The organism is Sporosarcina sp. A2 (assembly GCF_050858885.1).
Taxonomy (GTDB): Bacteria; Bacillota; Bacilli; order Bacillales_A; family Planococcaceae; genus Sporosarcina.
This window is the reverse complement of record NZ_CP193898.1, coordinates 2800342-2814365: the sequence shown is the minus strand read 5'-3', so window position 1 is coordinate 2814365 and position 14024 is coordinate 2800342. Positions and strand designations below refer to the sequence as shown.

16 protein-coding genes are annotated in these 14024 nt (G+C 43.9%); all 16 read left to right on the top strand.

The features are described 5' to 3' along the window. Nucleotides 1-73: 73 nt before the first annotated feature. The 16 genes from rpoC to rpmC all read left to right on the top strand — a co-directional run bounded on the left by rpoC (nucleotide 74) and on the right by rpmC (nucleotide 14022). Nucleotides 74-3673 carry a DNA-directed RNA polymerase subunit beta' gene (gene rpoC, locus ACRPI0_RS14345; RefSeq protein WP_432353412.1) on the top strand — a complete coding sequence of 1200 codons (3600 nt, stop codon included), beginning with the start codon at nucleotides 74-76 and terminating at the stop codon, nucleotides 3671-3673. Between the two features lie 124 nt (nucleotides 3674-3797). Beyond that, nucleotides 3798-4046, top strand: a complete 249-nt coding sequence (locus tag ACRPI0_RS14340) for a ribosomal L7Ae/L30e/S12e/Gadd45 family protein (protein WP_432353411.1) — start codon at nucleotides 3798-3800, stop codon at nucleotides 4044-4046. A 101-nt stretch (nucleotides 4047-4147) separates the two neighbouring features. Next, nucleotides 4148-4567: a 30S ribosomal protein S12 gene (gene rpsL / locus ACRPI0_RS14335; protein WP_432353410.1), complete on the top strand. Its 420-nt coding sequence runs from the start codon at nucleotides 4148-4150 to the stop codon at nucleotides 4565-4567. 35 nt (nucleotides 4568-4602) lie between these two features. Next, nucleotides 4603-5073: a 30S ribosomal protein S7 gene (gene rpsG, locus ACRPI0_RS14330; protein ID WP_025782820.1), complete on the top strand. Its 471-nt coding sequence runs from the start codon at nucleotides 4603-4605 to the stop codon at nucleotides 5071-5073. 51 nt (nucleotides 5074-5124) lie between these two features. Beyond that, nucleotides 5125-7203, top strand: a complete 2079-nt coding sequence (gene fusA / locus ACRPI0_RS14325) for an elongation factor G (protein ID WP_432353409.1) — start codon at nucleotides 5125-5127, stop codon at nucleotides 7201-7203. 121 nt (nucleotides 7204-7324) lie between these two features. Beyond that, complete coding sequence (tuf, locus tag ACRPI0_RS14320; RefSeq protein WP_432353408.1) at nucleotides 7325-8512, top strand: elongation factor Tu; 1188 nt, start codon at nucleotides 7325-7327, stop codon at nucleotides 8510-8512. A 744-nt stretch (nucleotides 8513-9256) separates the two neighbouring features. Beyond that, a complete protein-coding gene (gene rpsJ, locus ACRPI0_RS14315) occupies nucleotides 9257-9565 on the top strand; it encodes a 30S ribosomal protein S10 (protein WP_025783865.1) in 309 nt (102 codons plus the stop codon). 46 nt (nucleotides 9566-9611) lie between these two features. Further along, entirely contained in the window at nucleotides 9612-10241 is a 630-nt protein-coding gene (gene rplC, locus ACRPI0_RS14310; RefSeq protein WP_432353407.1) for a 50S ribosomal protein L3, read from the top strand. Between the two features lie 25 nt (nucleotides 10242-10266). Beyond that, entirely contained in the window at nucleotides 10267-10890 is a 624-nt protein-coding gene (rplD, locus tag ACRPI0_RS14305) for a 50S ribosomal protein L4 (RefSeq protein ID WP_432353406.1), read from the top strand. Beyond that, nucleotides 10890-11174 (top strand): 50S ribosomal protein L23, encoded by a 285-nt coding sequence (rplW, locus tag ACRPI0_RS14300; protein WP_432353405.1) that lies wholly within the window; start codon nucleotides 10890-10892, stop codon nucleotides 11172-11174. The genes rplD and rplW overlap by 1 nt, the downstream gene beginning before the upstream one ends. 27 nt (nucleotides 11175-11201) lie before the next feature. Further along, nucleotides 11202-12032, top strand: coding sequence for a 50S ribosomal protein L2 (gene rplB / locus ACRPI0_RS14295; protein WP_432353403.1), 831 nt, complete (start codon nucleotides 11202-11204; stop codon nucleotides 12030-12032). A 60-nt stretch (nucleotides 12033-12092) separates the two neighbouring features. Continuing rightward, nucleotides 12093-12371 carry a 30S ribosomal protein S19 gene (gene rpsS / locus ACRPI0_RS14290; RefSeq protein WP_432353402.1) on the top strand — a complete coding sequence of 93 codons (279 nt, stop codon included), beginning with the start codon at nucleotides 12093-12095 and terminating at the stop codon, nucleotides 12369-12371. A gap of 19 nt (nucleotides 12372-12390) precedes the next feature. Further along, nucleotides 12391-12735 carry a 50S ribosomal protein L22 gene (rplV, locus tag ACRPI0_RS14285; RefSeq protein ID WP_025783859.1) on the top strand — a complete coding sequence of 115 codons (345 nt, stop codon included), beginning with the start codon at nucleotides 12391-12393 and terminating at the stop codon, nucleotides 12733-12735. Nucleotides 12736-12738: 3 nt separating this feature from the next. Then, on the top strand, nucleotides 12739-13395 hold the full coding sequence (gene rpsC, locus ACRPI0_RS14280) for a 30S ribosomal protein S3 (RefSeq protein ID WP_025783858.1): 657 nt from the start codon (nucleotides 12739-12741) through the stop codon (nucleotides 13393-13395). Nucleotides 13396-13397: 2 nt separating this feature from the next. Further along, nucleotides 13398-13832 carry a 50S ribosomal protein L16 gene (rplP, locus tag ACRPI0_RS14275; protein WP_432353401.1) on the top strand — a complete coding sequence of 145 codons (435 nt, stop codon included), beginning with the start codon at nucleotides 13398-13400 and terminating at the stop codon, nucleotides 13830-13832. After that, nucleotides 13822-14022, top strand: coding sequence for a 50S ribosomal protein L29 (rpmC, locus tag ACRPI0_RS14270; RefSeq protein ID WP_025783856.1), 201 nt, complete (start codon nucleotides 13822-13824; stop codon nucleotides 14020-14022). Before rplP ends, rpmC begins: the two co-directional genes overlap by 11 nt. Nucleotides 14023-14024: the final 2 nt, after the last annotated feature.

The window sequence follows — 14024 nt, the reverse complement described above, 5'->3', positions numbered from 1 at the left end:
GCACTGTCCCCCTTTTTTAAATGGTACAACAGGGCCGGCAAGTCAGCGACTAGACAAGAGGGAGGTAGGCTCCTTGGTAGATGTTAATAATTTTGAGTATATGAAAATAGGGCTAGCTTCACCTGACAAGATTCGTTCTTGGTCATATGGTGAGGTAAAGAAGCCTGAAACAATCAATTATCGTACATTGAAGCCTGAAAAAGATGGGTTGTTCTGTGAGCGTATTTTCGGACCTACAAAGGACTGGGAATGTCATTGTGGGAAATATAAGCGTGTTCGTTATAAAGGTGTCGTTTGTGACCGTTGTGGCGTAGAGGTCACTCGTCAAAAAGTTCGTCGTGAACGTATGGGTCACATTGAACTTGCAGCACCAGTAACACACATTTGGTACTTCAAAGGTATTCCTAGCCGAATGGGACTCATTCTGGATATGACACCACGTGCACTAGAAGAAGTAATCTATTTTGCTTCTTATGTAGTTGTTGATCCAGCAGATACACCACTTGAGCGTAAGCAACTACTCTCTGAAAAAGAGTACCGCTTGTATCGTGAAAAGTATGGCACTAAGTTCCAAGCGCTTATGGGAGCTGAAGCTATTGAACAACTTCTATCCGCTATAGATTTAGATAAAGAAACAGAAAGCTTGAAAGAAGAGCTTAAAACAGTTCAAGGACAGCGTCGTACACGTGCGATCCGTCGTTTAGAAGTTGTGGAATCATTCCGTAACTCTGGAAACAAACCTGAATGGATGGTTCTTGAAGTGCTTCCTGTCGTTCCGCCTGAACTTCGTCCGATGGTTCAATTAGATGGTGGTCGTTTTGCAACTTCCGATTTAAATGATCTTTATCGTCGAGTAATTAACCGGAATAATCGTCTGAAACGACTATTGGATCTTGGTGCTCCAGGAATCATCGTTCAAAACGAGAAGCGTATGCTTCAAGAAGCTGTCGATGCTCTCGTGGATAACGGTCGTCGCGGACGTCCTGTAACTGGACCGGGTAACCGTCCATTGAAATCTCTTTCTCACATGTTGAAAGGTAAGCAAGGACGTTTCCGTCAAAACTTACTTGGTAAACGTGTAGACTACTCTGGTCGTTCTGTTATCGTCGTAGGACCTAACTTGAAAATGTACCAATGTGGACTTCCGAAAGAAATGGCGATTGAGTTGTTCAAACCATTCGTTATGAAAGAACTCGTTGAACGTGGACTTGCACACAATATCAAGAGTGCTAAACGTAAAATCGAGCGATTGCATTCGGATGTATGGGATGTACTAGAAGAAGTTATTCGGGAGCATCCGGTTCTTTTGAACCGTGCACCAACACTTCACCGTCTTGGTATCCAGGCATTCGAACCAATGCTTGTTGAAGGTCGTGCGATCCAGCTTCACCCACTAGTTTGTACAGCTTATAACGCTGACTTCGATGGTGACCAAATGGCTGTACACGTACCACTTTCTGCAGAAGCACAAGCAGAAGCTCGTCTTCTTATGCTAGCGGCACAAAACATCTTGAACCCTAAAGATGGAAAACCGGTTGTTACTCCTTCTCAGGATATGGTACTTGGTAACTATTACTTAACTCTTGAGCGTCCTGGAGTTGTTGGAGAAGGTAAAACGTTCAGTAATGTGAACGAAGCGCTAATCGCTTATCAAAACGGACATGTGCATTTGCACTCTCGTATAGCGATTGCAGCAAGCTCTCTTAAAAACCCAACGTTTTCAGAGGAACAGAATAGCCAAATGTTAATTACGACAGTCGGGAAAGTAATCTTCAACGAAATTCTTCCTGAATCATTCCCGTATATTAACGAGCCAACTATGAACAACCTTCAAATTGAAACACCTGCTAAATACTTTGTGCCAGGAACAACTAATATTCCTGAACACGTCCGAGATGCAGAAGTCGTGTCACCATTCAAGAAGGCAATCCTTGGGGAAATTATCGCCGAGATCTTCCGTAGATTCCACATTACTGAGACTTCTAGAATGCTCGACCGTATGAAGAATCTTGGATTCAAATATTCAACTCGTGCTGGAATTACAGTAGGTATCTCAGATATCGTAGTTCTTCCTGACAAACATGAAATTTTGCAAGATGCACAAGCAAAAGTGGATAAAGTAACCCAGCAGTTCCGTCGCGGTTTGATTACAGACGAAGAGCGTTATGATCGTGTAATCTCTTACTGGAGTCATGCGAAAGATGTCATTCAAGGCAAATTGATGGACTCTCTAGAAAACACAAATCCAATCTTCATGATGAGTGACTCTGGAGCGCGTGGTAACGCATCTAACTTTACACAGCTCGCAGGTATGCGTGGACTGATGGCCAACCCGGCAGGACGAATTATCGAATTGCCAATCAAGTCATCATTCCGTGAAGGACTAACCGTACTCGAGTACTTCATCTCGACACACGGAGCGCGTAAAGGACTTGCAGATACAGCTCTGAAAACTGCTGACTCAGGTTACCTAACACGTCGTCTAGTTGACGTAGCTCAAGATGTCATTGTTCGTGAAGACGACTGTGGCACAGACAGAGGACTAGAAATTTCTGCTCTTGCTGAAGGCGCTGAATTGATTGAAGGATTAGATGAGCGTATTGAAGGTCGTCACGCGAAGAAGAAAGTGCTCCATCCTGAAACGGGAGCAATCTTAGTGGATAAAGACCAACTTATTACTGCCGATATCTCCCAAGCAATCATTGGAGCTGGTATTACATCAATGTCCATTCGATCTGCATTCACTTGTAATACGAAGCACGGCGTTTGTAAAAAATGTTACGGCATCAACTTGGCGACTGGCGAAACAGTTGAAGTGGGCGAAGCAGTTGGTATTATTGCAGCTCAGTCAATCGGTGAACCAGGTACACAGCTTACAATGCGTACATTCCACACAGGCGGTGTAGCTGGAGACGATATCACATCAGGTCTTCCACGTATTCAAGAAATCTTCGAATCCCGTAACCCTAAAGGTCAAGCTGTTATTTCACAAATTAAAGGTGTCGTTACAGATATCGATGAAATTCGTGAAGGACAGAAAGAACTTACGATTAAAGGGGACGTGGAAACACGTAAATACCTTGCACCATATAATGGTCGCTTGAAAGTTGAGGTTGGAGATATAATCGAACGCGGTCAGCCGCTTACTGAAGGGTCAATCGATCCTAAAGAATTGATTGTAGTTAAAGACGTCTCTACTGTTCAAGAATACCTTCTGAAAGAAGTTCAGAAAGTATACCGGATGCAAGGAGTTGAAATCGGTGATAAGCACGTTGAGGTAATGGTTCGTCAGATGATGCGTAAAGTTCGCGTTATCGAAGCGGGCGATACAGACTTGCTACCAGGATCTCTTCTCGACATTCATCAGTTTGCTGAAGCGAATGGTAAAGTTCTTAAAACTAACAAACTTCCAGCAACAGCACGTCCAGTTATTCTTGGAATTACAAAAGCATCACTTGAAACGGAATCATTCCTTTCTGCCGCTTCGTTCCAAGAAACGACACGCGTTCTAACAGATGCAGCCATCAAAGGTAAAACAGATGAACTTCTCGGCTTGAAAGAGAATGTTATCATCGGTAAACTCGTTCCAGCTGGAACAGGTATGCAACGTTATCGCGGAATCGAAATGGATCGTGAAGTTAAAGGAAACGAGAATACAGTAACAGCAGAGTAATGAAATTGAAAACGGAAGGCCTAAGATCCTTCCGTTTTTCAGTTTTACTGTTGACACGAACTCTCACAGATGGTACTATACAAAAGGTTGATAGTTGAATGTCTGTTCTTTGGAGGATGTCATCATGTCTTATGATAAAGTCACTCAGGCAAAGAAGCTGATCATCGGTACAAAGCAAGCGGTGAAAACGATTCGTCTGAATAAGGCGCATGAAGTCTTCATTGCACAAGATGCAGAAGAGCGGGTAACCACTCCTGTAATTGAAGAAGCAGCTCGTAAAGGAATTCCGTTGACATATGTTGATTCTCGGAATGAACTTGGAAAAGCATGTGGTATTCAAGTAGCTGCATCAGTGGTCGTCATCACTGATTAATGGTTTTTGCGCAAAAAATGTGCAAAGCCTTTGTTTTTACCCAAAAAATGAACCACCTGGATGTGTGGTCTTAAAAAAGAAGTTGGAAGGAGGAAAAACCGATGCCTACAATTAACCAATTAGTCCGTAAAGCTCGCCAGTCGAAAACTAGCGGTTCAAAAGCTCCGGCACTTGGAAAAACGTACAACAGTTTCAAAAAATCAATGACAAATGTCAACTCGCCACAAAAACGAGGTGTCTGCACACGTGTGGGTACAATGACTCCGAAGAAACCAAACTCGGCTCTTCGTAAGTATGCTCGTGTTCGTTTGACAAACACATTGGAAGTTAACGCTTATATCCCTGGTGAAGGTCACAACCTTCAAGAGCACAGTGTTGTTCTAATCCGTGGAGGAAAAGTGAAAGACTTACCAGGTGTTCGTTACCACATCGTTCGTGGAGCACTTGATACTGCTGGTGTAACTGGCCGTATGCAAAGTCGTTCACACTACGGTGCGAAAAAGCCAAAAGAGAAAAAATAATAAACTAATAACTATTTTGAAAGGAGGAACACCCCATGCCTCGTAAAGGTCCAGTTGCAAAACGTGACGTTTTGCCAGATCCAATTTATAATTCGAAGCTTGTCAGCCGCCTCATCAACAAAATGATGGTAGACGGTAAAAAAGGTACTTCTCAGAAAATTTTATACGGTGCGTTTGAACTTGTTAAAGAACGCTCAGGGAATGATCCGATTGAAGTATTTGAAGCAGCACTTAACAATGTAATGCCAGTTCTTGAAGTTCGCGCTCGCCGCGTAGGTGGAGCTAACTATCAAGTACCAGTAGAAGTTCGTCCTGAGCGACGTACAACTCTTGGTCTTCGTTACCTTGTGAACTATTCACGTACTCGTGGTGAAAAGACAATGGAAGAACGTCTTGCGAACGAAATTCTTGATGCATCAAACAACACAGGCGCGTCTGTTAAGCGTCGTGAAGAAATGCACAAGATGGCAGAAGCGAACAAAGCATTCGCTCACTACCGCTGGTAAAATCCACTCGTTCATTAATTCGTTATTCCTATATGGAAGGAGCAATACAACATGGGTAGAGAGTTCTCCTTAGAGAATACTCGTAACATTGGTATCATGGCTCACATCGATGCTGGTAAAACAACAACGACTGAGCGGATCCTTTATTACACAGGTCGTATTCACAAAATCGGAGAAACGCACGAAGGTGCGTCTCAGATGGACTGGATGGAGCAGGAGCAAGAGCGTGGAATCACGATCACTTCAGCTGCGACAACTGCAAGTTGGAAAGGCCACCGCGTAAACATCATCGATACTCCTGGACACGTAGACTTCACTGTAGAAGTTGAACGTTCACTACGAGTACTTGATGGTGCAGTAACGGTACTTGATGCACAGTCAGGCGTTGAGCCACAGACTGAAACAGTTTGGCGTCAAGCGACAACATACGGCGTTCCGCGTATCGTATTTGTCAACAAAATGGACAAAACTGGAGCAGACTTCCTTTACTCGGTAGGAACACTCCACGACCGTCTTCAAGCGAATGCTCATCCAATCCAATTACCAATTGGTGCGGAAGACGAATTCGAAGCGATCATCGACCTAGTCGAAATGAAAGCTAACTTCTATCCAGATGATACTGGTATGAACGTTGAAGTTCGTGAAATTCCTGAAGAATACCGTGCGGATGCAGAAAAAGCTCGCGAACGTTTGGTTGAAGCTGTTGTAGATTTCGATGAAGTACTCATGGAAAAATACCTTGGCGGAGAAGAACTTACAGTCGAAGAACTTAAAAATGCAATCCGTAAAGCAACTTTGGCTGTAGAATTCTACCCAGTTGTTTGTGGTACTGCTTTCAAAAATAAAGGAGTTCAACTTGTACTCGATGCTGTCATCGAATACTTGCCAGCTCCAACTGATGTACCACCAATGATTGGCTTCAACCCTGAAACTGAAGAAGACGAAGTGCGTAACCCGAGTGACGAATCACCATTCTCAGCACTTGCGTTTAAAGTAATGACTGACCCTTATGTCGGTAAACTTACATTCTTCCGTGTATATTCAGGAGTCTTGCAGTCGGGTTCTTACATCAAGAACTCAACTAAAGACAAGCGTGAACGCGTAGGTCGTATTCTACAAATGCACGCTAACCACCGTGAAGAAATATCAGAAGTTCACTCAGGCGAGATTGCTGCGGCTGTAGGACTTAAAGATACAGGAACTGGCGATACGCTTTGTGACGACAAAGCACCGATCATTCTTGAATCTATGGTATTCCCTGAGCCAGTTATCTCTGTTGCGATTGAGCCGAAAACAAAGGCCGATCAAGACAAAATGGGACAAGCTCTTGGTAAACTTCAAGAAGAAGATCCAACGTTCCGTGCACACACTGACCAGGAAACTGGTGAAGTCATTATCGCAGGTATGGGTGAGCTCCACTTGGACATCATCGTAGACCGTATGCGTCGTGAATTCAAAGTGGAAGCAAACGTTGGGGCACCACAAGTATCATATCGTGAAACGTTCCGCAAGAGCGCTGAAGTCGAAGGTAAATTCGTACGTCAGTCTGGTGGACGTGGACAATTTGGTCACGTTTGGATCGAGTTCGAACCAAACGAAGAGGGTGCAGGATTTGAATTCAAAAACGCGGTTGTCGGTGGTGTTGTTCCACGTGAATACATCCCAGCAATCGAAGCAGGAATTCGTGATTCACTAAATAACGGTGTACTCGCTGGATATCCATTGATTGACATTAAGGCTCGTCTGTTTGACGGTTCTTACCATGATGTTGACTCCAACGAAATGGCCTTCAAAATTGCGGCATCTATGGCATTGAAAAATGCAGTAGCGAAGTGTGATCCAGTACTTCTTGAGCCAATGATGAAAGTTGAAGTCATCATCCCGGATGAATACATGGGAGATATTATGGGTGACATCACTTCACGTCGTGGACGTGTAGAAGGAATGGAAGCTCGTGGTAATGCGCAAACAGTTCGTTCAATGGTTCCTTTGGCAGAAATGTTTGGTTATGCGACATCTCTCCGTTCGAACACACAAGGACGTGGCGTATTCTCAATGACTTTCGACCACTACGAAGAAGTACCTAAATCAGTTGCTGAAGAAATTATCAAAAAGAATAAAGGCGTATAATTGTAATTCTGCCTTATTTAAAGTATAACTACTTTGTAAGCTATGGTATCGGAGGTCGCGCGGCCTTCGCTCCATATCTATAAAACTAAAATCATACTCAATTTAGAGGAGGAACTCCAAAATGGCTAAAGAAAAATTTGATCGGTCCAAAACACATGCTAACGTCGGTACAATCGGCCACGTTGACCATGGTAAAACAACTTTAACTGCTGCAATCGCAACAGTACTTTCAAAGCGCGGTGGCGGTGAAGCACGTTCATACGCTGATGTTGATAACGCACCAGAAGAAAAAGAGCGTGGTATCACAATCAATACTTCACACGTTGAATATGAAACTGAATCTCGTCACTACGCACACGTAGACTGCCCAGGACACGCCGACTATGTTAAAAACATGATCACAGGCGCTGCTCAAATGGACGGCGGAATCCTAGTTGTATCTGCAGCTGACGGTCCAATGCCACAAACACGTGAGCACATCCTTCTTTCACGTCAAGTAGGCGTACCTTACTTGGTAGTCTTCATGAACAAATGTGATATGGTAGACGACGAAGAGCTTCTTGAACTTGTTGAAATGGAAATTCGTGATCTTCTTACTGAATACGATTTCCCTGGCGATGACATTCCTGTTATCAAAGGTTCAGCACTTAAAGCGCTAGAAGGCGAAGAAGCATGGGAAGAAAAAATCGTTGAACTTATGGATGCTGTTGATAGCTATATCCCAACTCCAGAGCGCGACACAGAAAAACCATTCATGATGCCTGTTGAGGATGTATTCTCAATCACAGGACGTGGTACAGTTGCAACTGGCCGCGTTGAGCGTGGAGTAGTTAAAGTCGGCGATACTGTTGACATTATCGGTTTGACTGAAGAGCCTAAATCTACAACTGTTACAGGTGTAGAAATGTTCCGTAAACTTCTTGACTATGCTGAAGCTGGCGACAACATCGGAGCATTGCTTCGTGGTGTAGCTCGTGAAGACATCGAGCGTGGACAAGTACTTGCTAAGCCAGGTACTATCACGCCACACACAAACTTCAAATCTGAAGTTTATGTATTGTCTAAAGAAGAGGGTGGACGTCACACTCCATTCTTCTCAAACTACCGCCCACAGTTCTACTTCCGTACAACTGACGTAACTGGAATCATCTCTCTTCCAGAAGGCGTAGAAATGGTTATGCCTGGCGACAACGTTGAAATGACAATCGAACTGATCGCTCCAATCGCGATTGAAGAAGGTACTAAATTCTCAATCCGTGAAGGTGGACGTACAGTTGGAGCTGGCGTTGTAGCTACAATCGTTAAGTAAAACCTTTAAAACCTGCCCTTGCGGCAGGTTTTTTTATTTTGAGTAAAATAGCAGCTTTTAAAGTGGGGATATTCGCGTTTAGCAAGTAGAGAGTACCGCATGAGCCTATACAGTAATAGAAGCAGTGGATGGTAGTTGTTGTGCTCATAAAGCATGTTAACCGCTCTTGAGTCCATGAAAGTGCTCATAAATCAATTAACCGCTCATGAGCCTGAAGGAGTGATCATAAAGCGTGCAAAGCGCTCATGAGGCTGAGAAAGTGCTCATAAAGCGTGTGAAGTGCTCATAAGCCTGGGAAAGTGCTAATAAATCGTATAATCCACTCATAACCCCATGCAAACCAATCAAAACGAAGTTCTGTACATCACTCAACCTCACCCATTAACTACGCAAATAAACAAACAACAAACCTCAATCTCACTTTTCAAATCCATACCTACAAAAAAAGAAACACTAAAAACATTCCAAACTAAAACAAACAGCAAAAAAGAATATTCATAAACTCAAAAAAACACAACAAATTAGTTGCATCTCGCGTCATTTCGTTCTATACTATAAAAGTTGTTAAAGAATATCGCTAAACCTATTGCGACATTCTTTTTTTATGTGTATAATGTTTAGTGTTGGTCTTTGACTGCGATGAAGCGGGAGGTTACCGACACACCCGGCCGCTTTGCCATGGCATGTGTGTGGGAAAATTTTCGTGGAGAATGTCTAGAAAATAGGCGAGAAGGAGGGAAAATAATGGCAAAACAAAAGATTCGTATCCGTTTAAAGGCTTATGATCACCGTGTACTCGATCAATCAGCTGAAAAGATTGTTGAAACTGCAAAGCGTTCCGGAGCTAGTGTATCAGGTCCGATTCCATTGCCGACAGAACGTTCGGTGTACACAATTCTTCGTGCGGTCCACAAATACAAGGACTCACGTGAGCAATTTGAAATGCGTACTCACAAACGTCTGATCGATATCGTCAATCCGACACCACAAACTGTTGACGCATTGATGAAGCTTGACTTACCATCTGGCGTAGACATTGAAATCAAACTTTAATGGCAAACTATAAAACTAAAAACAAATTAATCAGGAGGTGTGACAAATGACCAAAGGAATCTTAGGAAGAAAAGTCGGTATGACGCAAATCTTTGCTGAAAACGGCGATTTGATCCCCGTAACTGTAATTGCAGCTGCTCCTAACGTTGTTCTTCAAAAGAAGACAATTGAAACAGACGGCTACGAAGCGATCCAGCTCGGATTCGATGACAAACGTGAAAAGCTTTCCAACAAACCAGAAATGGGACATGTTGCAAAAGCAGAAACGACACCTAAGCGCTTCATTCGCGAATTCCGCGGAGTTGACGTAGCTGGGTACGAAGTTGGTCAGGAAGTCAAAGTCGATACATTCGCAGAAGGCGAAATCATCGATATAACAGGAGTTTCAAAAGGTAAAGGTTTCCAAGGTGTAATTAAGCGCCACGGTTTCTCACGTGGACCAATGAGCCACGGATCTCGACACCACCGTTCAACAGGTTCTATTGGATCGGTTGATGCTCAACGCGTATTTAAAGGTAAGAAAATGCCAGGCCGTATGGGTGGCAAAACAGTTACAATTCAAAACCTTGAAGTTGTACGAGTTGACACAGAGCGCAACTTGTTACTAGTAAAAGGTAACGTTCCAGGTGCACGCAAATCACTAGTAATAGTGAAAAGCGCAATCAAAGGGAACTAATTAACGTAGGAAGGAGGAAATACTAATGCCAAAAGTATCCGTAGTGAATCAAACAGGATCTGCAGCAGGCGAAATCGAATTGAATGAACTTGTATTCGGAATTGAGCCAAATGAAGCAGTCCTTTTCGAAGCATTGGTTCAACAACGCGCATCGTTGCGTCAAGGGAACCACAAAGTAAAAAACCGGTCTGAAGTTGCTGGCGGTGGTCGTAAACCATGGCGCCAAAAAGGAACAGGTCGTGCACGTCAGGGCTCTATCAGATCCCCACAATGGCGTGGAGGCGGTATCGTATTCGGACCAACACCACGTAGCTATAGCTACAAGATGCCGAAGAAAGTCCGTCGTCTAGCTCTTCGTTCTGCTTTGTCTTCAAAAGTACGTGACGAAGAAATGGTAGTATTAGAAGCTTTGGCTTTCGATGCACCAAAGACAAAAGAATTCACGAAAGTGCTGAAAGACTTGTCAATCAGCAAAAAAGCTTTGTTCGTAACTGCTGACCTTGATGAAACAGTAGCATTGTCTGCTCGTAACATCCCTGGTATCAGTGTCGTCACTGCTAACGGTATCAACGTTCTAGATCTAGTTGGTCACGATCAACTAATCGTAACTAAAGATGCTGTCAAGAAAATTGAGGAGGTGCTTGGTTAATGGAATCACGTGATGTATTGAAGCGTCCGGTCATTACCGAGCGATCTTCAGAAGCAATGGAATTCAACAAGTACACTTTCGAAGTTGATACTCGCGCTAACAAAACGCATATCAAACAAGCTGTCGAAGAAATCTTCGGAGTGAAAGTGGAAAAAGTGAACGTCCAGAACTATAAAGGTAAATTCAAGCGCATGGGTAAACATGCTGGTTATACTAACAAACGCCGTAAAGCGATTGTTACACTAACTGCTGATTCTAAAGATATCGAGTTATTCGAAATCTAATCACAATAAACGAAGGAGGGAACACAAATGGCGATTAAGAAATACAAACCTACCTCCAACGGACGCCGTAACATGACGACTTCAGATTTCGCAGAAATCACTGCAAGCAAGCCGGAAAAATCATTGCTTCAGCCAGTCAAGCGTAAGGGCGGCCGTAACAACCAAGGTAGGATTACAGTTCGTCACCAAGGTGGAGGCCACAAGCGCCAATACCGTGTCATCGACTTCCAACGTCGGAAAGATGGCATACCAGGACGCGTTGCTACGATCGAATACGATCCAAACCGTTCTGCAAACATCGCATTGATTAACTATGCTGATGGAGAAAAACGCTACATCCTAGCTCCAAAAGGATTGACAGTTGGAATGACTGTTATCTCAGGACCTGAAGCGGACATCCGCGTAGGGAACGCACTTCCACTTGAAAACATCCCTATGGGTTCTACAATCCACAACATCGAGATGAAACCTGGTAAAGGCGGACAATTAGTTCGTTCAGCTGGTACATCTGCACAATTGCTCGGTCGTGAAGGCAAATATGTCATCATCCGTTTGCAATCTGGTGAAGTTCGCATGATCTTATCAGTATGCCGCGCTACAATCGGTCAAGTTGGTAACGAGCAACACGAACTCATCAACATCGGTAAAGCAGGACGTTCACGCTGGATGGGTAAACGCCCAACTGTACGTGGATCTGTCATGAACCCGAACGATCACCCACACGGTGGTGGTGAAGGACGTACTCCAATCGGTCGTCCAAGCCCAGTTACACCTTGGGGCAAGCCGACTCTTGGTTACAAGACTCGTTCTAAGAAAAACAAATCCGACAAACTTATCGTTCGTCGTCGCAAAAAATAATGTGATTGCACTGCGGTTCAATGATTGGGCCGTAGTACAAACGCAAAGGGAGGTAACGAAATGGGCCGCAGCTTGAAAAAAGGACCTTTCGCAGATGATCATTTGCTTAAAAAGGTCGATGCTCAAAAAGATGCACAAAAGAAACAAGTCATCAAGACTTGGTCACGTCGCTCTACAATCTTCCCATCCTTCATCGGATTGACGATTGCAGTATACGATGGTCGTAAACACGTACCTGTCTACGTAACTGAAGACATGGTTGGCCACAAACTAGGTGAATTCGCACCTACCCGTACTTACAGAGGCCACGGTGCCGATGATAAGAAGACAAAACGCTAATTGAGAGGAGGAATTTCTGATGCAACAAGCTAAAGCATCTGCGCAAACAGTCCGTATTGCTCCTCGTAAAGTCCGATTAGTCGTTGATCTTATCCGGGGCAAGAAAATCGGTGAAGCTGTAGCGATTCTACGTTTGACGCCTAAAGCGGCATCACCAGTCGTAGAAAAAGTACTAAATTCAGCTATCGCTAATGCTGAGCACAACTACGAAATGAACATAGAAAACCTAATCGTTAGCGAAGTATTCGTTGATGAAGGTCCAACTATGAAACGTTTCCGTCCGCGTGCACAAGGCCGTGCGAGCGCAATCAACAAACGCACAAGCCACATCACTGTAGTGGTATCTGAAAAGAAGGAGGGATAATTCGTGGGTCAAAAAATACATCCTAACGGTCTGCGGGTCGGTATAATTCGTGACTGGGATTCGAAATGGTATGCAGAAAAAGACTATGCGACTCTCTTGCACGAAGACCTGAAAATCCGCAAATATATTGAAACACGTTTAGTAGACGCTTCAGTTTCTAAAGTAGAAATCGAACGTGCTGCTAAAAAAGTTAACATTACAATCCACACTGCTAAGCCGGGTATGGTTATCGGTAAGGGTGGTACTGAAGTCGAAGCGCTTCGTAAAAACCTTAACGAAATCTCTGGCAAGCGTGTACACATCAACATCGTTGAAATTAAGCGTGCTGATCTTGACGCGAAATTGGTTGCAGAATCAATCGCTCGTCAACTAGAAAGTCGCGTATCATTCCGCCGTGCGCAAAAACAAGCTATCCAACGTACAATCCGTTCAGGAGCTAAGGGTATCAAAACTCAAGTATCCGGACGTCTTGGTGGAGCTGACATCGCGCGTGCTGAACACTACAGCGAAGGAACTGTCCCACTTCATACACTTCGTGCAGATATCGATTATGCACATGCTGAAGCTGATACAACATACGGTAAACTTGGCGTTAAGGTATGGATCTATCGTGGAGAAGTCCTTCCAGTGAAGAAGAACTCTGGGGAAGGAGGCAACTAATCATGTTAGTACCAAAGCGAGTAAAACATCGTCGTGTATTCCGCGGCAAAATGCGCGGACAGACAAAAGGCGGCGCAACGGTTCAATTCGGTGAGTTCGGCCTTCAGTCTCTTGAGGCTGCATGGATCACGAATCGTCAAATCGAATCAGCACGTATTGCAATGACACGTTACATGAAACGTGGCGGTAAAGTTTGGATCAATATTTTCCCACACAAATCTTATACTAAGAAGCCTCTCGAAGTTCGAATGGGTTCTGGTAAAGGTGCAGTTGAGGGATGGGTAGCAGTAGTAAAACCTGGCCGAGTTATGTTTGAAATCGCAGGCGTCTCTGAAGAGATCGCACGTGAAGCACTCCGCCTTGCAGCGCACAAACTTCCTGTTAAGTGTAAGTTTGTAAAACGTGAAGAAATTGGTGGTGAATCTAATGAAAGCTAATGAAATCCGTGACTTGACAACTGCAGAGATCGAGCAAAAAGTGAAATCACTGAAAGAAGAGCTTTTCAACCTTCGCTTCCAGTTAGCGACAGGACAATTAGAAAACACTGCACGCATCCGTGAAGTACGCAAATCGATTGCGCGCATGAAAACAGTAATACGTCAAAGAGAAATCAGTGCAAATAACTGATG

Excerpts from the sequence above, each read along its gene's own strand:
- ACRPI0_RS14340 (WP_432353411.1), top strand. The coding sequence starts at position 3,798 with ATGTCTTATGATAAAGTCACTCAGGCAAAGAAGCTGATCATCGGTACA.
- rpsL (WP_432353410.1), top strand. The coding sequence starts at position 4,148 with ATGCCTACAATTAACCAATTAGTCCGTAAAGCTCGCCAGTCGAAAACT.
- rpsG (WP_025782820.1), top strand. The coding sequence starts at position 4,603 with ATGCCTCGTAAAGGTCCAGTTGCAAAACGTGACGTTTTGCCAGATCCA.
- fusA (WP_432353409.1), top strand. The coding sequence starts at position 5,125 with ATGGGTAGAGAGTTCTCCTTAGAGAATACTCGTAACATTGGTATCATG.
- tuf (WP_432353408.1), top strand. The coding sequence starts at position 7,325 with ATGGCTAAAGAAAAATTTGATCGGTCCAAAACACATGCTAACGTCGGT.
- rpsJ (WP_025783865.1), top strand. The coding sequence starts at position 9,257 with ATGGCAAAACAAAAGATTCGTATCCGTTTAAAGGCTTATGATCACCGT.
- rplC (WP_432353407.1), top strand. The coding sequence starts at position 9,612 with ATGACCAAAGGAATCTTAGGAAGAAAAGTCGGTATGACGCAAATCTTT.
- rplD (WP_432353406.1), top strand. The coding sequence starts at position 10,267 with ATGCCAAAAGTATCCGTAGTGAATCAAACAGGATCTGCAGCAGGCGAA.
- rplW (WP_432353405.1), top strand. The coding sequence starts at position 10,890 with ATGGAATCACGTGATGTATTGAAGCGTCCGGTCATTACCGAGCGATCT.
- rplB (WP_432353403.1), top strand. The coding sequence starts at position 11,202 with ATGGCGATTAAGAAATACAAACCTACCTCCAACGGACGCCGTAACATG.
- rpsS (WP_432353402.1), top strand. The coding sequence starts at position 12,093 with ATGGGCCGCAGCTTGAAAAAAGGACCTTTCGCAGATGATCATTTGCTT.
- rplV (WP_025783859.1), top strand. The coding sequence starts at position 12,391 with ATGCAACAAGCTAAAGCATCTGCGCAAACAGTCCGTATTGCTCCTCGT.
- rplP (WP_432353401.1), top strand. The coding sequence starts at position 13,398 with ATGTTAGTACCAAAGCGAGTAAAACATCGTCGTGTATTCCGCGGCAAA.
- rpmC (WP_025783856.1), top strand. The coding sequence starts at position 13,822 with ATGAAAGCTAATGAAATCCGTGACTTGACAACTGCAGAGATCGAGCAA.